This window comes from Paraburkholderia sp. RAU2J (assembly GCF_003634845.1).
GTDB lineage: Bacteria > Pseudomonadota > Gammaproteobacteria > Burkholderiales > Burkholderiaceae > Paraburkholderia > Paraburkholderia fynbosensis.
In genome coordinates, this window is sequence record NZ_RBXG01000001.1 from 558,544 (window position 1) to 583,730 (window position 25,187).

A 25,187-nucleotide genomic window follows, 5' to 3' on the forward strand; every position below is an offset into this window, starting at 1 on the left:
TGGCGAGAACCATGTCGAAAACCTCGTCGAAAACGTCCATCGGAAGCAGTTCGCTGGCCCCCTGGCTGGGCATCGCGCTGATCGTCATCCTGTTCGACCAGTTGACGAAAATCGCGGTCCAGAAGGTGTTCGCCTACGGTGTCGCGCATGAGCTCACGCCGTTTTTCAACCTGGTGCTCGTGTACAACCGTGGCGCGGCGTTCAGCTTCCTCGCGATGGCGGGTGGCTGGCAACGCTGGGCATTCACCGCGCTCGGCGTGGTCGCCGCGCTGGTGATCTGCTACCTGCTCAAGCGTCATGGCGGGCAGAAGATGTTCTGCACGGCGCTCGCGCTGATTCTGGGCGGCGCGCTCGGCAATGTGATCGACCGGCTCGCGTATGGGCACGTGATCGACTTCCTCGATTTCCACGTGCGCGGCTGGCACTGGCCGGCGTTCAATCTCGCCGACAGCGCGATCACGATCGGCGCGATCCTGCTCGTGCTCGACGAGTTGCGGCGCGTGCGCGGCACCCGCTAACGTCACCGGCACGAGGCGCCGGCGTCCGCGCTTTGTGTCAGGATTCAAAGGCGCGGCGGCGCGGATAACGCCCCGCCCTGCCGCCCGCCACCACGCTTTGCCGGAGGCTTTCGTTGGCAACCGCAGAACTCGCAGGAAAACACCTCGTCCTCGGCATGACGGGCGGGATTGCCTGCTACAAGATCGCCGAACTCACGCGTCTGCTGACCAAGGCAGGCGCAACCGTGCAGGTCGTCATGACCGAAGCGGCCACCCAGTTCATCACCCCCGTCACGATGCAGGCGCTCTCGGGCCGTCCGGTCTATACGAGCCAGTGGGACGGGCGCGTGCCGAACAACATGGCGCACATCGATCTGTCGCGTGAAGCGGATGCGATCGTGATCGCGCCCGCCTCCACCGACTTTCTCGCCAAACTCGCACACGGCATGGCCGACGACCTGCTGTCGACGCTGTGCGTCGCGCGCGATTGTCCGCTGCTCGTCGTCCCGGCGATGAACCGGCAGATGTGGCAAAACCCGGCGACGCAACGCAACGTCGCGCAACTGCGCGCGGACGGCGTCACACTGCTGGGGCCGGACTCCGGCCCGCAGGCCTGTGGCGAAATCGGCGACGGACGCATGCTCGAAGCCAAGGCGACCTACGAAGCAATCGCATCGTTCTTTTCGCCGAAGATCCTCTCCGGCCGTCGCGTATTGCTGACCGCCGGGCCGACCTTCGAGCCGCTCGATCCGGTGCGCGGCATCACCAACCGCTCCAGCGGCAAAATGGGCTTCGCGCTCGCGCGCGCCGCGCAACAGGCCGGCGCCGAGGTGCACCTGGTCGCCGGCCCGGTCTCGCTGGAAACGCCGTGGGGCGTGTTCCGCCAGGACGTGCAAACCGCGCAGCAGATGCACGATGCGGTGATGCGCTCGGTCGCCGACGCCGACATCTTCATTGGCGTCGCCGCAGTGGCCGACTGGCGTGTCGCTCACGCAAGCGAGCATAAGATCAAGAAGACCGCCGAACGCGCACTGCCAAGCTTCACGTTCGTCGAGAATCCGGACATTCTGGCCTCGGTGGCGAAGCTGCCGCATCCACCGTTCGCGGTCGGCTTCGCGGCGGAAAGCGGCGACCTCGAGGTGCATGGCGAAGAAAAGCGCATGCGCAAAAACGTGCCTCTGCTGATCGGCAATCTCGGCCCCCTCACCTTTGGTCTCGATGACAACGAAGTGATCCTGTTCGAAGCCCGCGGCGCCACGAAGCTCCCGCGCGCGGACAAGCAGACGCTCGCGCGTGCGCTGATCGCAGAGATTGCGAAGCGTCTGCCCGATACGAGTCTGATTCGTTGAGTCCGTCACGGCGTATTTTTCGCCACCACGGCAAGCCGCGCTGACGAATCGGATTATCTGGAGCCACTGACATGACGCTGCTTTCCGTGCTCGATCAAACGCCCGTGATCGCCGGGCACTCGGTGTCGGACGCCATCGCCGCCACCGTCGAACTCGCGCAGCTCGCCGACGACCTCGGCTACACGCGCTACTGGTGTGCCGAGCATCACGGCTTGCGCGGCGTATCGAATCCGTGTCCCGAGGTAATGCTGGCGCGCCTCGGGAGCGTGACTCGGCGCATCCGCCTCGGTTCCGGCGGCGTGATGCTGCCGTACTACAGCCCGTTCAAGGTCGCCGAGCAATTCATGATGCTCGAGGCGCTCTTTCCGAATCGCATCGATCTCGGCGTGGGACGCGCACCGGGCGGCGACATGCGCACAGCGCAGGCGGTTGCCGGCGGCGACTACAACCGCGGCGATATTTTCCCGCAGCAGGTCACCGACCTGCTCGGCCTGATGCACGGCGCGCTGCCCGAGGATCACATGGCGCGTGGCGTGTTGCTGCAGCCGCAGATCGACACGCGTCCGCAACTGTGGATGCTCGGTTCGAGCGAATTCGGCGGACTGCTCGCCGCGCAACTCGGCATTCGCTTCGCGTTCGCGCATTTCATCAATGCGCATTTCGGACATCAGGTGGCGCAGGCCTATCGCGAGCGCTTCAAGGCGAGTCAGGAAACCCAGCAAGCGTATCTGGCCGCTGCCGTCTTCGTGATTTGCGCGGATACCGAACAGGAAGCCGCCGCTCTGGAAAAGGCCGTCGACCTGCGCCGCGTTCAAATGGCGTACGGCCTGAACGAACCCATTCCAAACATCGAACAGGGAATCGAGCAGGAGTACGGTGAGCGCGAGCAACTTGTGATTACACGAGAAAAACCACGCAGCATCATCGGTACGCCTGAGACGGTCACCGAGCGGCTACATGCATTGCAGGAGCAATTCCAGGCAGACGAGCTGATGGTGCTGACCGTCGCAGGCAGCTATCGCGCCCGGCTGCGCTCCTATGAACTTCTCGCCGACGCATTCCAGCTCGGCTTAAACACCACGCCCTAACCTCACTCCAATCTGCATGAAACTCGACCTGAAGATTCTCGACGCGCGCATGCGCGAGCAACTCCCTGCTTACGCGACCACCGGCAGTGCCGGCCTCGATCTGCGTGCCTGCCTCGACGAGCCGTTGACGCTGAAGCCTGGCGAAACCGCGCTGGTCCCGACAGGCCTCGCGATTCACGTCGGTGACCCGGGGTATGCGGCGCTGATTCTGCCGCGTTCGGGACTGGGACATAAGCATGGGATCGTGCTCGGCAATCTGGTCGGCCTGATCGACTCCGATTACCAGGGTCAACTGATGATCTCGACCTGGAATCGTGGCGAAACGACGTTCGTGCTGAATCCGATGGAGCGTCTCGCGCAACTCGTGATCGTGCCGGTCGTGCAGGCCGAGTTCAATATCGTCGATGATTTCGAACAAAGCGAGCGTGGCGGCGGCGGGTTCGGCAGTACCGGCAAACACTAACCCTGAGCGACGCAAAGCAGGACGCAAAAAGCAGAACGGCGCGGGGTTGAACCCGCGCCGTTCTGCTTTCTTCAATACCGCCAGAGACTTTATTCGACGCCTTACTCGACTTCGACCGCTTCCGGATTCGGATTGCGCGGCGCCGGATGCTCGTCGAAGGTCAACTGCACCTTGTCTTCCGCATCCACGTCGACCGAGACCCGGCCGCCGTTCATCAGCTTGCCGAACAGCAGTTCGTCGGCCAGCGCACGACGGATCGTGTCCTGGATCAGACGTTGCATCGGCCGCGCGCCCATCAACGGATCGAAACCGTGTTTGGCGAGATGCTTGCGCAACGCGTCGGTGAAGAGCGCATCGACCTTCTTCTCGTGCAACTGATCTTCCAACTGCATCAGGAACTTATCGACCACGCGCATGATGATTTCTTCATCGAGCGAACGGAAGCTGATCGTCGCGTCCAGACGGTTACGGAACTCCGGCGTGAACATACGCTTGATGTCGACCATCTCGTCACCGGCTTCCCGGCGGTTCGTGAAGCCGATCACCGACTTGCCCATCGCCTCGGCGCCCGCATTCGTCGTCATGATAATGATGACGTTGCGGAAGTCCGCCTTGCGGCCGTTGTTGTCCGTCAGCGTGCCGTGGTCCATCACCTGCAGCAGCACATTGTAGATGTCCGGATGCGCCTTCTCGATTTCGTCGAGCAGCAGCACGCAATGCGGCTTCTTCGTGACGGCTTCGGTCAGAAGACCGCCCTGGTCGAACCCGACATAGCCCGGCGGCGCGCCGATCAACCGGCTGACCGCATGACGCTCCATGTATTCCGACATGTCGAAGCGGATCAGTTCGATCCCCAGCGTGAACGCCAGTTGCTTCGCCACTTCGGTCTTGCCGACACCCGTGGGGCCGGAGAACAGGAACGCGCCGATCGGCTTGTCCAGCTTGCCGAGACCCGCACGCGCCATCTTGATCGCGGCCGACAGCGCGTCGATGGCGGGGTCTTGCCCGAACACCACGCTCTTCAGATCGCGATCGAGCGTCTGCAGCTTGCTGCGATCGTCCTGCGACACGCTTTGCGGCGGGACACGGGCGATCTTCGAGATGATTTCCTCGATCTCGTTCTTGCCGATGGTCTTCTTCTGCTTCGACTTCGGCAGGATGCGTTGCGCCGCGCCCGCTTCGTCGATCACGTCGATCGCCTTGTCCGGCAGATGACGATCCGTGATGAAGCGTGCCGACAACTCAGCCGCCGCCGACAGCGCACCCGACGAATACTTCACGCCGTGATGCTCTTCGAAACGCGACTTGAGGCCGCGCAGGATCGCCACCGTCTGTTCGACGGTCGGCTCGGTCACATCGACCTTCTGGAAACGGCGCGACAATGCCGCGTCTTTCTCGAAGATGCCGCGATATTCCGTGAACGTGGTCGCGCCGATGCACTTGAGCGTGCCCGAGGACAACGCAGGCTTCAGCAGATTCGACGCGTCCAGCGTGCCGCCCGAGGCGGCGCCCGCGCCGATCAGCGTATGAATTTCGTCGATGAACAGGATCGCGTGCGGACGTTCCTTCAACTCCTTGAGAACCGTCTTCAGGCGTTGCTCGAAGTCGCCACGATACTTCGTGCCGGCGAGCAGCGCGCCCATGTCGAGCGAATACACCTGCGCGTCCGCGAGGATGTCCGGCACTTCGCCGCGCGTAATACGCCACGCGAGACCTTCGGCGATCGCCGTCTTGCCGACGCCGGCCTCACCGACCAGCAGCGGATTGTTCTTGCGCCGACGGCACAGCACCTGGACCACGCGCTCGACTTCCGACTCGCGCCCGATCAGCGGATCGATGCGGCCGTCCTTCGCCATCTGGTTCAGGTTCTGCGTGAACTGGGCGAGCGGCGTTTCCTTCTGCGCGGCGGCTTCGTCGGACTCGGCATTCGCGTCGCTCGCTTTCGCGGCGTCCGTGCTGCTCGTCTTGGCGATGCCATGCGAGATGAAATTGACCACGTCCAGACGCGTCACGCCCTGCTGCTGCAGGTAGTACACCGCGTGCGAATCCTTCTCGCCGAAGATCGCCACCAGCACGTTCGCGCCGGTCACTTCCTTCTTGCCGTTCGAGGTGGACTGCACATGCATGATCGCGCGCTGGATCACACGCTGGAAACCCAGCGTGGGCTGCGTGTCGACGTCGTCCGTGCCAGGCACGGTTGGCGTGTTGTCATGAATGAAGTTGCGCAGGTTCTGACGCAGATCCTCGATATTGGCCGCGCATGCACGCAACACCTCCGCCGCTGTCGGATTGTCCAACAGTGCCAGCAAAAGATGTTCGACCGTTATGAACTCGTGCCGCGCCTGGCGTGCTTCCATGAACGCCATGTGCAGGCTGACTTCCAGTTCCTGGGCAATCATGCTTCCTCCATCACACACTGCAGCGGATGCCCGGCCTGCCGTGCGTGGGTAACGACTTGCTCGACTTTGGTCGACGCGATGTCCCGCGTATAGACCCCACAAACTCCCCTGCCCTCGCGATGCACCTTCAACATCACCTGCGTTGCGGTTTCACGATCTTTATTGAAATATTCCTGCACGATCATCACGACAAATTCCATTGGCGTGAAGTCGTCATTCAGCAGCACCACCTTGTACATGGATGGCGGCTTGAGCTTCTTCTCCTGCCGCTCCAGTACGGTGCCGTCCTGCTTGTCCGGGATAATCGCCATACACCCATTCTAAACAACTAGGACAGGCCCGCAATCCTGTCAAAACCCGGTCAACCCGCCGGTGAGCCCGTTCGCTTCTGCGTGATGGGTAAATGACCCGCCATGCATTTGCGATTCGACGAGCCGATTGCGGAGCCGGCCCCTATCCAATGATGCAGCGCGGCCGTGTTGCACCGCAGTCGGATCGAGTATCGCACAACCTGCCGGAGCTGGTTGCTGGCGCTCGCCGGAGCCTGACGGCGGCGGGCGGCGCGTAGCACAGCATGTGAGTCGATTATGCGACTTTTCAAGACGGCCCGCTTGCGCAACCGCACATAGCGGAAGCGGGAAAAACCCCTGGAAAGCGCCTGTTTGCAACGCGACAACGACATCTCAAAATTTTCTTGACACTCGAATAAAGAGCACCAACAATCAAGCTGGCACTTTTTTCACCGAGCCATAATTTCGAAAAAATGCCGATGGTGAGCTTGTGAGGAGGGAGCGGCTACTTGCGTGGTCGCGGAGCTTTTCGAGGGCTCGTGGTAGTGACATGAGTTACAGGGGATGTTGGAATGGCAACTGGTACGGTCAAATGGTTCAATGACGCAAAAGGTTTCGGATTCATCACGCCTGATGAAGGTGGTGAGGATCTGTTTGCACACTTCTCGGCCATCCAGATGAATGGGTTCAAGACCCTCAAGGAAGGCCAAAAGGTAACCTTCGAGGTCGTGCAAGGCCCGAAAGGCAAACAGGCATCGAACATTCAGGCACCCGCCTGAGGCTGTTCGTTACCCGTCCTTTGAAGCCCGGCTTGCCGGGTTTCTTTTTTTGTGCGGCGCTTTTTTCGTTCCGTTAGCTTTTATCGGACAGCCATGGCTCCCAATTATCGGGTACGCCCGTATAGTTTGGCTGCCGGCGGCTTTCGCGCTCACCCTATCGCTGTTCGGATCGATAGCGGCCGCTTCGACGAGCGGGCAAAAAAATGCCCCAGCCATCTTGCGACGCCAGGGCTTGTCATGCGACCTGAATATTTCAGTTCGCTTCGTTCTACATATTCTCGATCATCACCTGGCCGAAGCCCGAGCACGATACCTGAGTCGCGCCTTCCATCAGGCGTGCGAAGTCATAAGTGACGCGTTTTTGCAGAATCGATTTCTCCATCGAGTGGATGATCAGATCTGCCGCTTCGGTCCAGCCGATGTGGCGCAGCATCATTTCCGCCGAGAGAATTTCCGAACCCGGATTCACATAGTCCTTGCCCGCGTATTTCGGCGCCGTGCCGTGCGTCGCTTCGAACATCGCGACCGAGTCCGACAGATTCGCGCCCGGGGCGATGCCGATGCCGCCGACCTGCGCGGCCAGCGCATCCGAGACATAATCGCCGTTCAGGTTCAGCGTGGCGATCACGTCGTATTCGGCCGGACGCAGGAGGATCTGCTGCAGGAATGCATCGGCGATCACGTCCTTCACCACGATGTCGCCACCTGTCTTCGGATTCTTGACCTTCATCCACGGGCCGCCGTCGATCAGTTCCGCGCTGAATTCCTTTTGCGCGAGCGCATAGCCGTAGTCGCGAAACGCGCCTTCGGTGAACTTCATGATGTTGCCCTTGTGCACCAGCGTGACCGAGCGGCGATCGTTGTCCATCGCGTACTGGATCGCCTTGCGCACCAGACGCTCGGTGCCTTCGCGCGACACCGGCTTGATGCCGATCCCCGACGACTCCGGAAAGCGGATCTTCTTCACGCCCATCTCGTCCTGCAGGAACTTGATGACCTTCTTCGCCTGCTCCGATTCGGCCGCCCATTCGATGCCCGCATAGATGTCTTCCGAATTCTCGCGGAAGATCACCATGTTGGTCTTCTCGGGCTCGCGCACCGGCGAAGGCACGCCCTTGAAATACTGCACCGGCCGCAGGCACACATACAGGTCGAGCTCCTGGCGCAGCGCGACGTTCAGCGAACGGATGCCGCCGCCGACCGGCGTGGTGAGCGGCCCCTTGATCGACACAATGTATTCCTTGACCACCTGCAGCGTTTCTTCCGGCAGCCACACGTCGGGACCATACACCTTGGTCGCCTTTTCGCCCGCGTAGATTTCCATCCAGTGGATTTTCTTCTTGCCTGCGTACGCCTTCTCCACCGCTGCATCCACGACCTTCAGCATGACCGGCGTGATGTCGAGACCCGTACCGTCGCCTTCGATGAACGGAATGATCGGCTGGTCGGAAACATTGAGCGAGAAATCGGCGTTGACAGTGATCTTGTCACCACCGGTCGGAACCTTGATGTGCTGATACGACATGATCGGACTCCAGTGAAGGCTGTGCAGAAAGCTGAAGGGAGACTGCGAAAATGGGCGCTCCTCGCTACGCGCAATGCCAGGACGCTCGCAAGCAAGCCTGGCCGTTATTCTAGCCCACACGCCCCGCGCAGCCATCCGGCAACGGCTCGGGGTTTTCCCAACATGGACGCAAAAACCGTGAACCGCACGCGCGCCGGCTCATGGGTCTTTTATAAGACAGCAGAAAGGCCGGCTTCGTTTATGCATTATCATCGCGCCATTCAAAACCGCACCCGCGGCTCTCCCGGGGACTTCGCGACGCTGACCGTCGCGGCAGTGTCCGCGCGACTCTCATTCGTTTCCCTATGCGCCTTCTCGCACTGAACAAGCCGTTCGGCACCATCTGTCAATTCTCGCCGCATGAGACGCGTGCGTCGCTGGCCGACTGGGTCAAGGTGCCCGGCGTCTATCCGGCGGGCCGGCTCGACTCCGACAGCGAAGGCCTGCTGCTTCTCACCGACGATGGGGCGCTGCAAGCGCGCATCGCCGAGCCGCGTCATAAGCTCGTCAAACGTTATTGGGCGCAAGTGGAAGGCGCGGTCGACACAGCCGCGTTGAAGAAGCTCGCACGCGGCGTCGATCTCGGCGACTACGTGACGCGCCCCTGCCGCGCCGAATATGTCGAACCGAACGACACGCTCTGGACACGCACGCCGCCGATCCGTTATCGCGCGGCGATACCGACCACGTGGATCGAGTTGTCGATCACCGAAGGCAAGAACCGTCAGGTGCGCCGCATGACAGCCGCGGTGGGTTTCCCGACGCTGCGTCTGGTGCGCGTCGGCATCGGGGCGCTTGACATTTTTTCACTCGGCCTTCAACCCGGGGAAAGTGTCGAATTGTCAACGAAGGCGCCTTGGGAAGGTGTCGTCTGAGCGTGATCCGAACGCTCGACTCTCTGCGCGCAAGTTTGCAAAACTCGCATCACGTGTGCGTGTTTCACGCCGAATAACAAAAGCTAAGCCGTTGTATCGGCAAACAAAAACACGCGTGAAACACCCGCAAAAAAAACGTGAAACGAACACACTCGCGATAGCAGCGAAGCCGCACATCGACATCGCGCTTTCACGATAAAAATTTCCAGAAATTTTTCGTCAACCGGTGCGCGAGCTCACGCGTTATTCGACGCAGATGCCGCCCGAAGCTATCCGGCATTCAGCCTGAAGGGCCCTTTGCGCAAGCCGTTCTTGCGGTGCGCGCGGGGAGTCTGAGCGCTACGCAGACGTGTCGAAAAAAATTTGTTCGATGCGACTGTCAACCGAAAGGTGGATGGCACGTTTACCGACATGACTCTACATATAGCCGGGTCATTTGGTTAATTAACTCAAGCTGAGGATTCACACAATGAACAAACTGATCGCCGCTCTGGTCGCTGGCCTTTTCGCAACGGCAGCATTCGCACAAGCTTCGGCACCGGAAGCAGCTTCGGCAGCTCCGGCAGCAGCTTCGTCGGCAAAGAAGACCACGAAGCACGCTCACAAGAAGTCGCACAAGAAGGCAGCAGCTGCTGCTGCAGCTTCGGCAGCATCGGAGTAAGTTTGTTGTAACGACGCAGTCAAGAACCAGCTTCACCGCCGTTCTTACGGCGTTGTAAGGCAGATCACCGCAAGGCGATCTGCCTTTTTGTTTTTGACGCGCTCGCGTAACATTCGCGAGTTAATTTCCAGCAAGGAGTCATGCCGTGCGATTTCCCATGCGCTCGTTGATTGCGCGTTTCGCTGTTGCCGTTGCATTGCCGCTCGCCGCGTTGTCGTTCGCCGCGACCACCGCCGCCCCTGCTCACGCTCAGCAGATGCCGGCCGGTGCGAAGCAGCCCAACGAATTTCCGCGCGTGAAGCTGACCGCGGGCATGTTCGTGATCGATGCCGCCGTCGCTGCCAACGACGCGGACCGTGAGCAAGGCTTGATGTACCGTACGAATCTCGGACCGAACGAAGGCATGCTGTTCGTGTTCAACGAGAACGCAGGGCATTGCTTCTGGATGAAGAACACACTGATCCCGCTGTCGATCGCGTTCATGCGCGCGGACGGCACGATCACCGACATCGACGAGATGCAGGCCGAGACCACCAACAACCATTGCCCGACGCACAACGGCGTGTTCGCGCTGGAAATGCCCAAAGGCTGGTTCACGTCGAAGGGCATCAAACCGGGAATGCAGATTCAGGGCTTGCCGGCTGTGCAGCAATAAGCCGCCTCGACGACGGCAACGGCGGGCGTCGCCGCCGCGTTTTAGCGCTGCTGGAAAAGCCGGCGCCTCTCGCGAGGCGCCGGCTTTTTTACATTCGGGCCACCTCGCCGCCGTCGCGTGCTTGCGCCGTGCGGCGGCGGCCGAACGCCTGCTGGCAGGCGCTCGCGCCCGGCTGGCAAGATTCCTGCAAAAGACAGGCCGACGCGCTATCCTTGTAATCTCAGTCAAGCAGCACCAGGTTCTCCGGTCGGCCAGAGCGCCGCCCGGCAAGCGTTTCAGGCGCGCCATTCCAAGGAGGTTCACGTGCCCCGCAAGACTCCCATCGAGCGCTACCGGAATATCGGTATCAGCGCTCACATCGATGCCGGCAAAACTACCACCACTGAACGCATCCTGTTCTACACCGGCGTGACCCACAAGATCGGCGAGGTTCACGACGGTGCGGCGACGATGGACTGGATGGAACAGGAGCAGGAGCGCGGCATCACCATCACGTCGGCGGCCACCACCGCCTTCTGGAAAGGCATGGCCGGCAACTATCCCGAACACCGGATCAACATCATCGACACCCCGGGCCACGTCGACTTCACGATCGAAGTGGAGCGCTCGATGCGCGTGCTCGACGGCGCGTGCATGGTGTACGACTCGGTCGGCGGCGTGCAGCCGCAGTCGGAAACCGTGTGGCGCCAGGCGAACAAGTACAAGGTGCCGCGCATCGCGTTCGTCAACAAGATGGACCGCGTCGGCGCGGATTTCTTTCGCGTGCAGCGGCAGATCGGCGATCGCCTGAAGGGCGTCGCGGTGCCGATCCAGATTCCGATCGGCGCGGAAGAGCACTTCCAGGGCGTGGTCGATCTGGTCAAGATGAAGGCGATCTTCTGGGACGAAGAGAACCAGGGCATCAAGTTCGAGTACCGCGATATTCCGGCGGAACTAGCGGCTACGGCGAAGGAGTGGCACGACAAGATGGTCGAGGCCGCCGCCGAGGCAAACGAGACGCTGCTCGAAAAATACCTGGGCGGCGACACGCTGACCGAAGACGAAATCAAGCACGGCATCCGCGCGCGCTGCATCGCCAATGAAATCGTGCCGATGCTGTGCGGCAGCGCGTTCAAGAACAAGGGCGTGCAGGCCATGCTCGACGCGGTGATCGACTACCTGCCCTCGCCGGTCGACGTGCCGGCGATTACCGGTCACGACGAACACGACAAGGAAATCGAGCGTCATCCGAACGATACCGATCCGTTCTCGGCCCTCGCCTTCAAGATCATGACCGACCCGTTCGTCGGCCAGCTGATTTTCTTCCGCGTGTACTCGGGCGTGGTGAATTCGGGCGACACGGTCTACAACGCGATCAAGGAAAAGAAAGAGCGCCTCGGCCGGATCCTGCAGATGCACGCGAACGAGCGCAAGGAAATCAAGGAAGTCTACGCGGGCGACATCGCCGCGGCCGTCGGCCTCAAGGAAGCGACCACCGGCGACACGCTGTGCGATCCGAACCACGTGATCATCCTCGAAAAGATGATCTTCCCTGAGCCGGTCATCTCGCAGGCCGTCGAGCCGAAGACCAAGGTCGACCAGGAAAAGATGGGCATCGCGCTAAACCGTCTCGCCCAGGAAGACCCGTCGTTCCGCGTGCAAACCGATGAGGAATCCGGTCAGACGATCATCTCCGGGATGGGCGAGCTGCACCTGGAAATTCTGGTCGACCGGATGAAGCGCGAGTTCGGGGTCGAGGCGACCGTCGGCAAGCCGCAGGTCGCGTATCGCGAAACGGTGCGCAACAAGGTCGAAGATGTTGAAGGCAAGTTCGTCAAGCAGTCGGGCGGGCGCGGTCAGTACGGCCACGCGGTCATCACGCTCGAACCGGCGCCGCAAGGCAAGGGCTACGAGTTCGTCGACGCGATCAAGGGCGGCGTGATTCCGCGCGAATACATCCCGGCCGTCGACAAGGGCATCGTGGAAACGCTGAAGGCCGGCGTGCTCGCGGGCTATCCGGTGGTCGACGTGAAAGTGACGCTGACCTTCGGTTCATACCACGACGTCGACTCGAATGAAAACGCGTTCCGCATGGCCGGCTCGATAGCGTTCAAGGAAGCGATGCGCAAGGCCAAACCCGTACTGCTCGAACCGATGATGGCCGTCGAAGTGGAAACGCCGGAAGACTTCATGGGCAACGTGATGGGCGACCTGTCGAGCCGCCGCGGACTCGTGCAGGGCATGGAAGACATCGCGGGCGGCGGCGGCAAGCTGGTGCGCGCCGAAGTGCCGCTCGCGGAGATGTTCGGCTACTCGACGTCGCTGCGCTCGGCCACCCAGGGCCGCGCAACCTACACGATGGAGTTCAAGCACTACGCGGAGACGCCGAATAACGTCGCCGAAGCCGTGATCAACGCGAAGCAGAAGTAAGCGCAAGCGCTGCGACGAAGCCGCCGCGCTTGCAGCGGCCAACCAAAGCGCCCGAAGCCCGTTCCACGTGAACGGGCTTTTTTTCGTCCATCGCCCGGTGGGGACGGCGTTGATGCGGTTCTCCACACAGCCGTTTTTGAACGTGCAAAAATGCCTGACGGCGCCGAGCTGGGCACCGGGGCGATGCCCAGGAGGAGACACCATGAGCCAGGATCACGAACACCCGCACTATCGCGCCGAACATGGCGCCGAGCAACCGGCCGCGCCCGTCGATTGGCGCGAGCACGGCGTGAAGGTCATCAAGGGCGACCAGCTCGACAGCAACACCGCGCAAACGCCGGGCATGAACCGCGCCGCCGCGATCAACGCCGCCCGGGTCGGCGCGCAGAAGATATGGGCCGGCACCGTTACGATCCATCCGAACGCGAAGACCGGCGCCCATCATCACGGCGCGCTCGAAAGCGTGATTTACGTGGTGCGCGGCCAGGCGCGCATGCGTTGGGGCGAGCATCTGGAGTTCACCGCGGAGGCCGGCCCCGGCGACTTCATCTTCGTGCCGCCCTACGTGCCGCATCAGGAGATCAACGCGAGCACCGACGCGCCGCTCGAATGCGTGCTGGTGCGCAGCGACAACGAAGCGGTGGTCGTCAATCTGAACATCGACGCAGTGGAAGCGCCTGAAACGGTCTACTGGGTCGATCCGATTCACAAGCATCCGCACGATCACTAACTCGACTGTCCACTCTTCACCCTGCGACTCATGACGCCGACCGCTTCGCTGCGCCCTCGCCTGCTCTCGCTGTACGCGATCCTGATTGCCGCCAATCTCGGCGCCTGGGCATGGGCGCTGATCGCCTTTCGCCACTACCCGCTGCTGCTCGGGACCGCGCTGCTCGCGTATGGCTTCGGCCTGCGTCATGCGGTCGACGCGGATCACATCGCGGCGATCGACGCCGTCACGCGCAAGCTGATGCAAAGCGGCAAGCGGCCGCTCGGCGTGGGTCTCGCGTTTTCGCTCGGACACTCGACGATCGTGATCGCCGCGACCATCGGCATTGCATGGACCGCCCATTCGCTGCACGGCCGTTTCGAGACCTTCAAGGAATTGGGCGGCACGGTCGGTACGCTCGTATCCGCGACCTTCCTGCTGGGGCTCGCGGCCGTCAACCTCGTGATTCTGCGCGACGTGTGGCGCCGTTATCGTCATGTTCAACGCGACGGCGAGCTGGCTGCGCAAGCGGTTGATTCGATCGCGCCGGCGGGCCTGCTGTCGCGCGCCTTGCGCCCGCTGTTCCGGCTCGTCACCAAAAGCTGGCACATGTACCCCGTCGGCGTGCTGTTCGGCCTTGGCTTCGACACCGCGACCGAGATCGGCTTGCTCGCGATCGCCGCATCGCAGGCGGGCACCGGTCTGCCGCTGTACTCGATCCTCGTGTTCCCCGCGCTCTTCACCGCGGGCATGACGCTCGTCGATTCCACCGACAACGTGCTGATGGTGCACGCCTACGGCTGGGCGATGGACGATCCGAAGCGCAAGCTCTACTACAACGCGAGCATCACGTTCGTGTCGGCGATGGTGGCGATCGTGATCGGCGGTGTCGAAGCGCTCGGGCTGCTGTCGGACAAGCTCGGTTTGAGCGGCGGCATGTGGGACGCGGTGGCGAGCGTCAACGAGCGCTTCGGCGCGCTCGGTTACGCGATCGTCGCGGCCTTCATGGCGTGCTGGATCGGCTCCGTGCTGTTCCATCGCTGGCGCAGGCCAGCGGCGGTGGCGCGGTAAATCCAACCCGGTGCGGCGCATGAATCTGCTCATTACCCTGAATAAGCATCCGCGTGCGAATTCCGCTTGCGCTGCAATGCACGCGCCGAACGTTGTGATGACGATACACAGCGGCTCTTTTATCGGCCAATCGGCCACCTCCCAGCGTCGCAAGCGCGCCAGACCCGCGAGCAATCGCTTACACTGAACCGGCTTTGCGCAGGCTTGCGCGGCTCTTCAGAACCGGCAACAGAACGGACTGGACTCTCCATCGATGAAAACTCCCGCGGACCGATTTCTCGCACTCGACGCAGCCCGCCTCACCGCCGACGCCTACGGCAACCACGCCATCGACGAATTCCTCGCCGGCCGCATCACGCGCCGCGAGTTGCTGCGCCATGCGAGCGTGATCGGTTTGGCGCTCGCGGGCGGCGGCGTGCTGACTGCGCCGCGCGCACGAGCTCAAGGCGCGCCGGGTGCCGGCAACCAGACGATCCGCGTCGCCCACCTGACGCCTGCCGGCGCAGTCGATCCGCTCACCGTCACCGATGCCGCCAGTCTCGCGCTGCTCAACCAGACCGGCGAATTCCTGATCGATGACGACGGCGAGAAGCTGATGCTCAAACCTGCGCTCGCGTTGTCGTGGAAGCCGAACGACAAGGGCGACGTGTGGACCTTCACGCTGCGCCCAAACGTCAAGTTCCACGACGGCCAGCCGTTTACCGCGAAAGACGTGGCCGCCACCTTCGACCGCCTCGCCGATCCCGCGAGCGGGTCGGCGGCGCTCTCCGTGCTCAAGGGCGTGCTGTCGAAAGGCGGCGCGAAAGTCGTCGATGAACACACGATCGCGTTTCATCTGGATGCGCCGAACGGCAACTTTCCGTACTACGTCTCCTCGGACAATTACAACGCCGTGATCCTGCCCGCGAACTACGCAGGCGGTTATGAAAAGAGCTTCATCGGCACCGGGCCGTTCAGGTTCGAGAAGTATCAGCCGAAGGTGGGCGCGTCATTCGTACGCAATCCCGACTACTGGGGCGAGAAAGCGTTACCGCAACGCGTACAGTTTTCCTTCTATGCCGATCAGCAGGCCCAGTTGCTCGCGTTGCAAGGCCATCAGGCAGACGTGATGGGCACCTTCACCGTGCAGGGCGGTGCAGGCATTCTGAACAATCCGGACTACAAAGCCGTCGGGGTGAAGTCGAGTGCGCATCGGCAGATTCACATGCGCAACGACAATCCGCTGTTCAAGGACAAGCGCGTGCGCGAGGCGCTGGCGTTGTCGCTCGATCGCGACGTGCTGGTGCGCGGCCTCTTCAAGGGGCGCGCGCAACTCGGCAACGACAGTCCGTTCGCGCCGGTGTTTCCGTCATCGGATGCGGGTGTGCCGCAACGCAAGATCGATATCGCGAAAGCGAAGCAACTGCTCGCGCAAGCGGGCGTGCCCAACGGGTTCGACGTCACGCTGACCACCGAGAAGTACATGGAGATTCCCGACCTCGCCGTGGTCGTGCAGAACGCGGCGAAGGCGATCGGCGTGCGTATCAATCTGAAGGTCGAGAGTCAGTCGCTGTACTACGGCGCGGGCACACCTGGCAAATCCGACTGGCTCGACTCGCCGCTCGGCATAACCGACTACGGCCATCGCGGCGTGCCGAACGTGTTCCTGAACGCGCCGCTCACGAGCACCGGCACGTGGAACGCCGCGCATTTCAGAAATCCGCAATACGATCAGCTGGTCGCGCAGTTCGTCGCGGCGATCGACCTCGGCACGCAGAAGAAAATCTCCGGACAGATCCAGACGCTGCTGCTCGACGAAACGCCGGTCATCATTCCGTTCTTCTACGATCAGCTCATCGCGATGCGCAAAGGCGTGAACGGCGTGCGCTTCACCGCGCTCGCGCAACTCTATTTCGACCGCGCGGTGCTGAGCGCGTAAGCGCCGGCGCCGCCTTCGGCAGGAGCTTACGATGTCGGCCACGGCGTCCCCCTCCGCCCCCCGCGCATCGAACGGCAACGCGGGCCGCGTCGCGCGGTTTCTCGGCACGCGCGTGGGCTTGTCATTGGTCACGCTGTGGCTGTTGTCGGTGATCGTGTTCGCGGGGGGCCAGCTGCTGCCCGGCGACATCGGCCGCGCGGTGCTCGGACCGCTCGCCGATGCACAGGCGGTCGCCGCGCTCAATCATCAGCTCGGCGCGGACCGGCCGCTGCTCACGCAATACGTCGACTGGATCACGCATTTCGTGCGCGGCGACATGGGGCTCTCGTATGCGTATCGCGAGCCGGTCGGGCCGTTCATCGCCGACGCGCTCGCTCATTCGGCCAGGCTCGGGCTGCTCGCGTTCGTCGTCGTCGTGCCGCTCGGCATCGCGGGCGGCGTGTGGTCGGCCATGCACGCGGGCCGCTGGCTCGACCGCACGATCAGCATCGCCGGTTTGTCGGCGACCGTGGTGCCGGAGTTCGTCTCGTCCATCGTCCTGATCCTCGTGTTCGGCGTGTGGCTGCGCTGGCTACCGATCGAAGCGTCGTATCCGCCGCAAGCGAACGCGCTCGAACAGCTACGGCATCTGGTGCTGCCGGTGCTGCCGCTGGTGCTCGTGTTCTTCGGCTACATCGCGAGAATGGCGCGCGCGGGCACCGTCGAAGCGCTCGACGCGGACTACACGCGCACCGCGATCCTCAAAGGCTTGCCGCGCCATATCGTGATCTGGCGGCACGTGCTGCGCAATGCGCTGCTGCCGACCATCACCGTCGCCGCGACACAGCTCGGCTATATGATCGGCGGGCTCGTGGTGGTCGAGACGCTGTTCCACTATCAGGGCATCGGCTCGCTGATCTACAACGCCGCCAAGGCCAAGGACTTTCCGATGCTCGAAGCGGGCGTGCTGACGATCGGCGTGGTCTACACGCTCGCCAATCTCGTCGCCGATGCACTGCATGTACTGCTCAATCCGCGGCTGCGCGTGAGGAGCGCGGAATGAGCACGGTCGCGCCTCCCTCTCAACAAGCCGCGGCCACCGAACCGCGCTTCGACCAGCTGCGCCTCCTGCTGCGTTCGCCCACCTTCGTGGTGGGTGTGGTGATCGTCGCGTGGTGGATCGTCTGCGCGCTCGCCGGGCAGTGGATCGTGCGCCTCGATCCGTATGCGTCCGATCCGCTCAATTCGCTGCTGCCGCCCGACCATACGCACTGGTTCGGCACCGACCAGCTCGGCCGCGACGTATTCTCGCGCGTGATCGTCGGCGCGCGCGACATCCTCACCATCGCGCCGCTCGCGACGCTGCTCGGCACGGCGGCAGGCACGGCGCTGGGTCTGATCGTCGGCTATTTCGAGGGCTGGGTGGACAACGTGGTCGGCCGCGCGATCGACGCGGTGCTCGCGCTGCCGCTCGTGATCGTCGCGTTGCTCGCACTGGCGGCGGTCGGTGCGAGCAACGTCACGGTGATCCTCGTGATCGGCATCACCTTCACGCCGATCACCGCGCGCACCGTGCGCGCCGCCGTGTTCGCCGAACGGCATCTCGACTACGTGGCCGCCGCGCAATTGCGCGGCGAGCGTGCGCCGTACATCATGTTCGTCGAGATTCTGCCGAACGTGCTGCCGCCCATCATCGTCGAGGCGACCGTGCGCCTCGGCTATGCGATCTTCGCGGTCGCCACGCTGTCGTTTCTCGGCTTCGGCATTCAACCGCCGTCGGCCGACTGGGGTCTCGCCCTGTCCGAGTCGTACACGTTGATGGCGGGCGGCGCATGGTGGACCGTGGTGTTCTCGGCCGGTGCGATCGCGACGCTGGTGGTTGGCGTGAATCTGATCGCCGACAGCGTGCAAGGCGTGCTCGACCGATGAACAGCGCGCCGCCCTCCCCGTTCGCCGCCTTCGACGTGTCGAAAAGCGATCGCACCGATGCGCTCACGGTGGTCGGCCTAACCGTCACCTACCGGACCCGCGGGCGCGATCGCGAAGTGCTGCAGGATGTCTCGTTTCGCGTGCGGCGCGGCGAAGCGTATGGGCTCGTCGGCGAATCGGGCTGCGGTAAATCGACCGTCGCAATGGCGATCGTGCGCTATCTGCCGCGTAACGGCGCAGTGAAAGCGGGCAAGATCATGATCGCCGGCGCGGACGTGCAGAAGCTCGATGCCGATGCGCTGCGCGAGCTGCGCGCCAACCGCATTTCAATGGTCTATCAGGACCCGGGGCGCGCATTGAATCCGTCGCTGACGATCGCGCGACAGGTCTCCGAAGCCTTCGAAGCCGCGGGCGCCACGCGCGACGACGCATTGCACCGCGCGCTGGATATGCTCAAGCGCGTGCGCATCGCCGCGCCCGAGCGGGTGATGGACAGCTATCCTCATCAATTGTCGGGCGGCATGCAGCAGCGCGTGGTGATTGCAATGGCGCTCGCATCGAACCCCGCGCTGCTGATTCTCGACGAGCCGACCACCGGGCTCGACGCCACCGTCGAAGCGGAAGTGCTCGATCTCGTCGCGCAGTTGCGCGAGGAACTCGGCACCGCCGTGCTCTTCATCAGCCACAACCTCGCGGTAATCGGGCGAATGTGCGAGCGCGTCGGCGTACTCTACGCGGGCAAGCTGGTCGAAGAAGGCGCGACACGCGACGTCTTCACGCGGCCGCGTCATCCCTACACGGTCGGGCTGTTGCGCTGCTTGCCCACGACCGGGCGCAGCAAGGACAGGGAGCGGCTCGATACGATCGCGGGCGGTTTGCCGTCACCGGGCTCGGTCACGCAAGGCTGCATTTACGCCGAGCGTTGCCGTCTCGCCGACGAGCGCTGCCGCCGCGAAGCGCCGCCGCCGTACCGGCTCTCGGTCGCGCACGGCGACCAGATGGCGCGTTGCCACTACCATGAGCGCGCAATCGAATTGCCGCGCGCGACGCCGGACGCACCGGTTGAAAATCTGCGCGGCCCGGTGGGCGATTCATCGGCCGCAGTCGTGCTACGCGCACGCAAACTGTCGAAGACATTCCACGTATCCGGCGCCTCGCTGCGCGCGCTCGACGATGTCTCGATCGACCTCGCCGGCGGCGAAACGCTCGGGCTCGTCGGCGAATCGGGCAGCGGCAAGACGACGCTCGCGAAACTGATGCTCGGCCTGCTCACGCCCGATGCGGGCAGCGTGCTCGAACTCGACGGCGCGCCGCTCGCCGCGCGGGTCACACGACGCAGCGACGAGCAGGTGAAGTCGCTGCAGATCGTCTTCCAGAATCCCGACTCGGCGCTCAATCGCGCGCATTCGGTGAAGCGGCTGATCGGCCGCGCGTTGACACGTCTCACCGGCTTGCGCGGCCCGGCGATCGACACACGGCTCGCCACGCTGACGTCGGCCGTGCGTTTGCCGGAACGTTATCTTGACTCGCGCACGCGGCAGTTGTCAGGAGGGCTCAAGCAGCGCGTCGCGATTGCCCGCGCGTTTGCCGGCGAGCCGCGCGTGGTGGTCTGCGATGAGCCGACTTCCGCGCTCGATGTCTCCGTGCAGGCCGCGATCCTCAACTTGCTCGCCGACCTGCAACGCGAGCGCGGCGTCAGCTACGTGTTCATCTCGCACGACCTGCACGTGGTGCGCTATCTCGCGGATCGCATCGCCGTGCTGTATCTCGGCAGGCTGCTGGAAATCGGGCCGGCCGCGGCGGTGTTCGATGGGCCGCAGCATCCTTATACCGAGGCGCTGCTGTCGTCGGTCCCCTCGCTCGATGCTCACGACAAGCGGGCTCGCATCCGCCTGTCCGGCGATCTGCCGAGCGCGGTCTCGCCGCCTTCGGGTTGCGTCTTTCACACACGCTGTCCGCGCAAGCTCGGCGCGATCTGCGAGCAGCAGGATCCGCCCTTTCTCGACGCCGACACCAGTGGCGGCGAAGACGACGCTGCCCCATCGGCCGCGCATCGAATCCGCTGCCATATCCCCGTCGACACCTTGCGTGCGCTGCAAAGCGCCTCACGCGATGCGCTGCGCGAAGTCTCCGCCGACGACCGGTCCTCTCGCGCGCCGCAGAACATCGGTCGTCACGAATAGCGCGGTTGGATGCGGCTTTGCGCCGACGCGTTTCATCGTCGAAACGTTTTCATGCGTTTTTTCATCCTACGCATCGCACATCCCCATTGCGCGCTTGCCGCTGCAAGGCTTCGCGACCAATGGAGGAGGCCGCGGAGGCAACGGTGGCGGCAATGCCGCAGCGAACGGGCACTAGCAGGCGCCCGCTCCCCGGTAGGATGCCCCCGCGCCCTACTCTCCGCCGGCGTTATGCGCCGGGCATGGCGTCCGCGATCCGCTGGCATCGGCAGTGATGTCTCGATCCCCCGGTCGAGCGTCACCGCCCGAGGCCGGTCGCTCGCAACGACTCGCGAAACCCGGCAGGCGCGCCGTCCTCTCCCGGACATAGTGCCGCCAGACGCCTGCAAATCGTCACGCGAACCATCACACGAACCGCGCCCTTCACGGCCGACAAACAAAACACGTGGCCGCGCACCCGTGTTATGGAACCATTCCGGGGCGATCGCCTCATATCAGATTCAACGTTCGATATGAGGGCCTACAACATGCAACGAAACGTTCCTCCCTCCGCAGCACGCGCGGCTACCGGCCTGCTGATGGTTGCCGCTCTGGGCCTCGCATCGCTCGCTCATGCCCAAACACCGGCGCAAGCTCCCGCCAAGCCGCTGCCGCCAACCATGTCGCAGGCGGCGCCCCCCGTCGACCCCAGCTTCTCGGCCTACACGCTCGTGCAGATGTGCAAGCAGAGAGACGACAACGCCGCGCAAGGCCAGTGCGTCGGCGCGATCCGCGGCATCATTCACGGCTATCAGTACGGTGTCCTGTTCCTCGGCCAGCGCGCAGCGCTGCCGGCCAACGAGACGCAGCGCGTGTCGCTGTGTCTGCGCGACGTAGCGGTGTCGTCGATCGTCGCCGATTTCCTCGCGGATGCCGCCCAGGTCGACGACGAGGCCCTCAAGCACACCCCCGCCGAAGTCGCCGTGCTGGGCTCCGTCCACATGCACCACGCCTGCACCTGAGCACCTCCATGCGGCGGGCCGCCGTGCCGCAAGCGCTCGCGGCCGCGCTCACCCCATTTACAGCATCTCGAGCGCACGCTTGCTGCGCGGCGGTTTGAAATAGGCGTCGAGAGCGGCAAGCTCGTCTGCGCTGAGCCGCAATTGCGATGCGCGATGGTTGTCGCGCACGTGCTCGACGCGGCCTGTCTTCGGAATCGCGCACACGCCGGGCTTCAGCAGCACCCACGCGAGCGCCACCTGGAACACCGAAACGCCGCGCGCGTCGGCGATGTCGTCGAGCGGCGAACGTTTCGGCAGGCGCGCGTGATCGACCGGGCTGTACGCCATCGCCGGCATCTTGCGCGCGGCGAGCCACGGCAGCAGATCGAATTCCGGTCCGCGGCGCGCGACGTTATAGAGAATCTGATTGGTCGCGCACGCGTCGCCGCCCGGCGCGGCAAGCAGCTCTTCCATGTCGTCGGTGTCGAAGTTGCTCACGCCCCAATGGCGGATCTTGCCCGCCGCGCGTAACGCCTCGAACGCCTGAACGGTTTCCGCGAGCGGCACCGAGCCGCGCCAGTGCAGCAGATACAGATCGAGCCGGTCCGTTTTCAAACGCTTCAGGCTCTGCTCGCACGCGGCGATCACGCCGCGCCGGCTGGCGTTGTGCGGATACACCTTGCTGACGAGGAACACCTGGTCGCGCAAACCGGCCAGCGCTTCGCCGAGCAGCGTTTCGGTTGCGCCGTCGCCGTACATTTCCGCGGTATCGATCAGCGTCATGCCCAGTTCGATGCCGCAGCGCAACGCGGCGATTTCCGCCGCCCGCCGCGCCGGTGCTTCGCCCATTTCCCACGTGCCCTGCCCCAGTGCCGGGATGCGTTCGCCGTCGGGCAGGCTCACGCTCGCGATATCGCTCGTCATACGGACTCCTCGAAGTGTCTGGATGCAAACCGACGCAGCGGCGCCACGGGCTGCACGCGACGCCTCTGCGAAAAATCATAGCGACGAGTTTAGCGGCTCGACGCGCCCGCGGCCTCGGCCCAGGCAAAAGCCCGCTATAACGGGACGCGCCGATGTCATAGAATTGCCGCTTGCCTATCTTGCGTGAGTCCCATGACCTCTGCCTCGGAAGACCGCTGGCGCGATCTGCGCCCGGACCCGGAAAACGACACGCCGCTTTATCTGCAACTTGCCCGCAAGCTCGGTAGCGCCATCCACGAAAACCGCTGGAATGCCGGTGAAGCGCTGCCTTCCGAGCGCGTTCTGTCGGAAGCGCTGGGCGTATCGCGGATCACCTCGCGCAAGGCGATCGCGTTGCTGGTCGAACAGGGATTGATCCGCCGCACCCAAGGAGCGGGCAGTTTCATCACGCCGCGCTACGAAGATCCGCTGTCGCGTCTGTCGAGCTTTAGCGAAATGCTGCGGCGGCGCGGCTTTACGCCGAGCTCGAAATGGCTGTCGCGCGAGATTTCGCCGGCCAATCGCGATGAGGTGATTCAGCTTGGCCTGTCGCCGGCCGCGGCGGTGACGCGTTTGCGGCGCTTGCGGCTGGCCGACGGCATCGTGATGGCGGTGGAGAACTCCACGTTTCCGGCAGCGATGATTCCCGATCCGCAAGCCATCGGCGATTCGCTGTACACGTACCTGGAAAATCGCGGCCTGACGATCGTGCGTGCACTGCAGCACTTTCGCGCGGTGAACGCGAGCGAGGAGATCGCGCAGCAGATGAGCATCGCGCCGAACGAGGCGCTGCTGTTGATCACCCGCGTGGGCTATACCGCCGATCAGCGGGCGATCGAATTGACCGACACGTACTGCCGCAACGACTACTACGATTTTGTTGCGGAGTTGCGCAAGTAGCGCCCAAAGAGCCGTCACCCCCACCTGGCCTCGTGCGCGCCGACCCTCACAGGCGGCAACGCGTAAAAAGCGGGCGTCTCTTCCATCTCTTCGGCCGGCTGCACCCCCAGCACCCGGCCGAACTCCGACTGCACGGTCGCGACGCAATCCCGCACGTCGTCGAGCGTGACATCGGGGGTCCGCCAGCCGTCGGGGATCTGTCCAAAAGACTGCAACCACCGCCCCGTTTGCGCGAGCGAGACGCGCACATGCCAGCTGCCGCCTTCGCTCGCACGCCGCGTCAACGCGACCATCGCGCCGAACGCGGCCAGATAGCCGCTCGCATGATCGAGCGCCTGACACGGCAGATGCTTCGGCTCATCGCAGCGCGCCGCCTGCCGCTCGGCAAAGGCGATGCCGCTCGCCGACTGCACGAGGCTATCGAACCCGCGACGCTGCGCCCAAGGTCCCTCGTGCCCATACGCGCACACCGACACATACACGATTCCCGGCCGCTGCCGCGCCAGCTCGTCGGGACCGAAGCCGCGCGCCGCCAGCGCGCCGGGACGATACGCCTGCAGAAACACGTCGGCGTGGCCGGCGAGGCCGCGCAAGGTCTCGCGCCCGGCCGCGTCGCGCAGATCGATTAGCGCCGAGCGCTTGCCGCGTCCGTTATCGATTACCAGCGGTGCGATGTTCGGCAGATGCGGCCCGTTGATCATCAACACGTCGGCGCCGTGATGCGCGAGCGCTCGCCCGGCCACCGGCCCCGCGATGATGCGCGACAGGTCCAGCACCCGCACTCCCGCCAGCGGCCGGTCCGCGCCGCTCGCGCGCGGCGGCTCGGGCGGCGCATCGCCGATGCGCTCGATCTCGAACAGCGGCAATCCCGCAATCGCTTTCGCCTGGTCGAGCGCGGCCCATTCGTCGGGCGTGCGAATCAACGCGGCGCACAGGCCCGCGTCGGCGAGCGTCTGATCGAGCGTCGCGCCGTCCCAGCCGCGAATCGCGGCAGCCACGGCGGCGCGATCATTGCCGCAGCCGAGCACCTTCAGCACACCCTGAAGGTGATGCGCAAAGTTCGTATGCAGTTGAATCCAGCGGCCGTCGCGTGTCTCGTAGAAACCGGTGACCGGATCGCGCAGCGCAGGCGGCGGACCCTCGTCCACGCGCAAATAGCGTTCGCTGCGAAACGCCGCCAGCGCGCGCCGCATCTGCACCGACACATGCTGCCGGCGGCCCGTGCGCAAGCGCCGGTATTCGGCCGCCGCGAGGCCGGTCGCGGCGATGGTCGCCGATGCCAGACTGCCGACCCGGTAGATCGACGGCAAGCCGGGGTCTGAGCCGCTCAGCGACACCGAGCGCAGCGCACTCGGGTCGCATCCGGCGACGGTCCACATATGTTGGAGAGCGAGTTCGGGCGTCATGGCGTTCTTACCGGAGAGCAGGTGGAAGTGAACCGCGAAGTGATTCGAGTCTAGAATTCCGACCCGCCGCAATCAATCTTGATTATGATAATCAATATATATTGATTTCTTCGGTTTCTCCGC

At 63.7% G+C, this 25,187-nt stretch carries 22 protein-coding genes; 17 read left to right on the top strand and 5 right to left on the bottom strand.

Features of this window, described 5'->3' with window-relative positions; translation table 11 throughout:
- The first annotated feature begins 11 nt into the window (after positions 1 to 11).
- From lspA to dut, 4 genes are all read left to right on the top strand, one after another.
- On the top strand, positions 12 to 518 hold the full coding sequence (gene lspA, locus B0G69_RS02570) for a signal peptidase II (protein WP_121319042.1): 507 nt from the start codon (positions 12 to 14) through the stop codon (positions 516 to 518).
- Between the two features lie 113 nt (positions 519 to 631).
- Complete coding sequence (gene coaBC / locus B0G69_RS02575) at positions 632 to 1,846, top strand: bifunctional phosphopantothenoylcysteine decarboxylase/phosphopantothenate--cysteine ligase CoaBC (protein ID WP_121315518.1); 1,215 nt, start codon at positions 632 to 634, stop codon at positions 1,844 to 1,846.
- A gap of 71 nt (positions 1,847 to 1,917) precedes the next feature.
- Positions 1,918 to 2,934, top strand: coding sequence for an LLM class flavin-dependent oxidoreductase (locus tag B0G69_RS02580; protein ID WP_121315519.1), 1,017 nt, complete (start codon positions 1,918 to 1,920; stop codon positions 2,932 to 2,934).
- A gap of 16 nt (positions 2,935 to 2,950) precedes the next feature.
- Positions 2,951 to 3,397 (top strand): dUTP diphosphatase, encoded by a 447-nt coding sequence (dut, locus tag B0G69_RS02585; protein WP_121315520.1) that lies wholly within the window; start codon positions 2,951 to 2,953, stop codon positions 3,395 to 3,397.
- 101 nt (positions 3,398 to 3,498) lie between these two features.
- Here dut and clpA read toward each other — a convergent pair whose 3' ends face one another.
- Both clpA and clpS read right to left on the bottom strand, forming a co-directional pair.
- Positions 3,499 to 5,796, bottom strand: a complete 2,298-nt coding sequence (gene clpA, locus B0G69_RS02590; protein WP_042321496.1) for an ATP-dependent Clp protease ATP-binding subunit ClpA — start codon at positions 5,794 to 5,796, stop codon at positions 3,499 to 3,501.
- Positions 5,793 to 6,107: an ATP-dependent Clp protease adapter ClpS gene (gene clpS, locus B0G69_RS02595; protein WP_006050100.1), complete on the bottom strand. Its 315-nt coding sequence runs from the start codon at positions 6,105 to 6,107 to the stop codon at positions 5,793 to 5,795. The genes clpA and clpS overlap by 4 nt, the downstream gene beginning before the upstream one ends.
- A 551-nt stretch (positions 6,108 to 6,658) precedes the next feature.
- On the opposite strand from clpS, the gene B0G69_RS02600 reads away from it, so the two are divergent.
- Positions 6,659 to 6,865 (top strand): cold-shock protein, encoded by a 207-nt coding sequence (locus tag B0G69_RS02600; protein ID WP_007180614.1) that lies wholly within the window; start codon positions 6,659 to 6,661, stop codon positions 6,863 to 6,865.
- Positions 6,866 to 7,133: 268 nt separating this feature from the next.
- Here the strand turns inward: B0G69_RS02600 and icd are convergent, their stop codons facing one another.
- A complete protein-coding gene (gene icd / locus B0G69_RS02605; protein ID WP_121315521.1) occupies positions 7,134 to 8,390 on the bottom strand; it encodes an NADP-dependent isocitrate dehydrogenase in 1,257 nt (418 codons plus the stop codon).
- A gap of 344 nt (positions 8,391 to 8,734) precedes the next feature.
- Between icd and B0G69_RS02610 the strand changes: the two genes are divergently transcribed.
- The 11 genes from B0G69_RS02610 to B0G69_RS02660 all read left to right on the top strand — a co-directional run bounded on the left by B0G69_RS02610 (position 8,735) and on the right by B0G69_RS02660 (position 21,816).
- The gene (locus tag B0G69_RS02610) at positions 8,735 to 9,304 is read left to right on the top strand and encodes a pseudouridine synthase (protein WP_121315522.1); all 570 of its coding nucleotides are present in this window, start codon (positions 8,735 to 8,737) and stop codon (positions 9,302 to 9,304) included.
- A 469-nt stretch (positions 9,305 to 9,773) separates the two neighbouring features.
- Entirely contained in the window at positions 9,774 to 9,965 is a 192-nt protein-coding gene (locus B0G69_RS02615) for a hypothetical protein (protein ID WP_121315523.1), read from the top strand.
- A gap of 145 nt (positions 9,966 to 10,110) precedes the next feature.
- Entirely contained in the window at positions 10,111 to 10,620 is a 510-nt protein-coding gene (locus tag B0G69_RS02620) for a DUF192 domain-containing protein (RefSeq protein WP_121315524.1), read from the top strand.
- 303 nt (positions 10,621 to 10,923) lie between these two features.
- Positions 10,924 to 13,029, top strand: coding sequence for an elongation factor G (gene fusA, locus B0G69_RS02625; RefSeq protein ID WP_121315525.1), 2,106 nt, complete (start codon positions 10,924 to 10,926; stop codon positions 13,027 to 13,029).
- Between the two features lie 202 nt (positions 13,030 to 13,231).
- Entirely contained in the window at positions 13,232 to 13,759 is a 528-nt protein-coding gene (locus B0G69_RS02630; protein WP_121315526.1) for a cupin domain-containing protein, read from the top strand.
- Between the two features lie 30 nt (positions 13,760 to 13,789).
- The gene (locus B0G69_RS02635; RefSeq protein ID WP_121315527.1) at positions 13,790 to 14,809 is read left to right on the top strand and encodes a HoxN/HupN/NixA family nickel/cobalt transporter; all 1,020 of its coding nucleotides are present in this window, start codon (positions 13,790 to 13,792) and stop codon (positions 14,807 to 14,809) included.
- A 253-nt stretch (positions 14,810 to 15,062) separates the two neighbouring features.
- Positions 15,063 to 16,727, top strand: coding sequence for an ABC transporter substrate-binding protein (locus tag B0G69_RS02640; RefSeq protein WP_121315528.1), 1,665 nt, complete (start codon positions 15,063 to 15,065; stop codon positions 16,725 to 16,727).
- A gap of 31 nt (positions 16,728 to 16,758) precedes the next feature.
- Positions 16,759 to 17,769 (top strand): ABC transporter permease, encoded by a 1,011-nt coding sequence (locus tag B0G69_RS02645; protein ID WP_121315529.1) that lies wholly within the window; start codon positions 16,759 to 16,761, stop codon positions 17,767 to 17,769.
- A complete protein-coding gene (locus tag B0G69_RS02650) occupies positions 17,766 to 18,635 on the top strand; it encodes an ABC transporter permease (protein ID WP_121315530.1) in 870 nt (289 codons plus the stop codon). Before B0G69_RS02645 ends, B0G69_RS02650 begins: the two co-directional genes overlap by 4 nt.
- Positions 18,632 to 20,818: an ABC transporter ATP-binding protein gene (locus B0G69_RS02655; RefSeq protein WP_121315531.1), complete on the top strand. Its 2,187-nt coding sequence runs from the start codon at positions 18,632 to 18,634 to the stop codon at positions 20,816 to 20,818. The genes B0G69_RS02650 and B0G69_RS02655 overlap by 4 nt, the downstream gene beginning before the upstream one ends.
- A gap of 524 nt (positions 20,819 to 21,342) precedes the next feature.
- On the top strand, positions 21,343 to 21,816 hold the full coding sequence (locus B0G69_RS02660) for a hypothetical protein (protein WP_121315532.1): 474 nt from the start codon (positions 21,343 to 21,345) through the stop codon (positions 21,814 to 21,816).
- A gap of 57 nt (positions 21,817 to 21,873) precedes the next feature.
- Here the strand turns inward: B0G69_RS02660 and B0G69_RS02665 are convergent, their stop codons facing one another.
- On the bottom strand, positions 21,874 to 22,719 hold the full coding sequence (locus tag B0G69_RS02665; RefSeq protein WP_121315533.1) for an aldo/keto reductase: 846 nt from the start codon (positions 22,717 to 22,719) through the stop codon (positions 21,874 to 21,876).
- Positions 22,720 to 22,911: 192 nt separating this feature from the next.
- Here B0G69_RS02665 and B0G69_RS02670 point away from each other — a divergent pair, with 192 nt between their 5' ends.
- Entirely contained in the window at positions 22,912 to 23,658 is a 747-nt protein-coding gene (locus tag B0G69_RS02670; protein WP_121315534.1) for a GntR family transcriptional regulator, read from the top strand.
- Between the two features lie 14 nt (positions 23,659 to 23,672).
- Here the strand turns inward: B0G69_RS02670 and B0G69_RS02675 are convergent, their stop codons facing one another.
- Complete coding sequence (locus B0G69_RS02675) at positions 23,673 to 25,064, bottom strand: CoA transferase (protein WP_121315535.1); 1,392 nt, start codon at positions 25,062 to 25,064, stop codon at positions 23,673 to 23,675.
- Positions 25,065 to 25,187 lie beyond the last annotated feature (123 nt).

Bases quoted from the DNA above. Each gene is read 5' to 3' on its own strand.
- lspA (WP_121319042.1), top strand. From the start codon at position 12: ATGTCGAAAACCTCGTCGAAAACGTCCATCGGAAGCAGTTCGCTGGCC.
- B0G69_RS02580 (WP_121315519.1), top strand. From the start codon at position 1,918: ATGACGCTGCTTTCCGTGCTCGATCAAACGCCCGTGATCGCCGGGCAC.
- dut (WP_121315520.1), top strand. From the start codon at position 2,951: ATGAAACTCGACCTGAAGATTCTCGACGCGCGCATGCGCGAGCAACTC.
- clpA (WP_042321496.1), bottom strand. From the start codon at position 5,796: ATGATTGCCCAGGAACTGGAAGTCAGCCTGCACATGGCGTTCATGGAA.
- clpS (WP_006050100.1), bottom strand. From the start codon at position 6,107: ATGGCGATTATCCCGGACAAGCAGGACGGCACCGTACTGGAGCGGCAG.
- B0G69_RS02600 (WP_007180614.1), top strand. From the start codon at position 6,659: ATGGCAACTGGTACGGTCAAATGGTTCAATGACGCAAAAGGTTTCGGA.
- icd (WP_121315521.1), bottom strand. From the start codon at position 8,390: ATGTCGTATCAGCACATCAAGGTTCCGACCGGTGGTGACAAGATCACT.
- B0G69_RS02610 (WP_121315522.1), top strand. From the start codon at position 8,735: ATGCGCCTTCTCGCACTGAACAAGCCGTTCGGCACCATCTGTCAATTC.
- B0G69_RS02615 (WP_121315523.1), top strand. From the start codon at position 9,774: ATGAACAAACTGATCGCCGCTCTGGTCGCTGGCCTTTTCGCAACGGCA.
- B0G69_RS02630 (WP_121315526.1), top strand. From the start codon at position 13,232: ATGAGCCAGGATCACGAACACCCGCACTATCGCGCCGAACATGGCGCC.
- B0G69_RS02635 (WP_121315527.1), top strand. From the start codon at position 13,790: ATGACGCCGACCGCTTCGCTGCGCCCTCGCCTGCTCTCGCTGTACGCG.
- B0G69_RS02640 (WP_121315528.1), top strand. From the start codon at position 15,063: ATGAAAACTCCCGCGGACCGATTTCTCGCACTCGACGCAGCCCGCCTC.
- B0G69_RS02645 (WP_121315529.1), top strand. From the start codon at position 16,759: ATGTCGGCCACGGCGTCCCCCTCCGCCCCCCGCGCATCGAACGGCAAC.
- B0G69_RS02650 (WP_121315530.1), top strand. From the start codon at position 17,766: ATGAGCACGGTCGCGCCTCCCTCTCAACAAGCCGCGGCCACCGAACCG.
- B0G69_RS02655 (WP_121315531.1), top strand. From the start codon at position 18,632: ATGAACAGCGCGCCGCCCTCCCCGTTCGCCGCCTTCGACGTGTCGAAA.
- B0G69_RS02660 (WP_121315532.1), top strand. From the start codon at position 21,343: ATGCAACGAAACGTTCCTCCCTCCGCAGCACGCGCGGCTACCGGCCTG.
- B0G69_RS02665 (WP_121315533.1), bottom strand. From the start codon at position 22,719: ATGACGAGCGATATCGCGAGCGTGAGCCTGCCCGACGGCGAACGCATC.
- B0G69_RS02670 (WP_121315534.1), top strand. From the start codon at position 22,912: ATGACCTCTGCCTCGGAAGACCGCTGGCGCGATCTGCGCCCGGACCCG.
- B0G69_RS02675 (WP_121315535.1), bottom strand. From the start codon at position 25,064: ATGACGCCCGAACTCGCTCTCCAACATATGTGGACCGTCGCCGGATGC.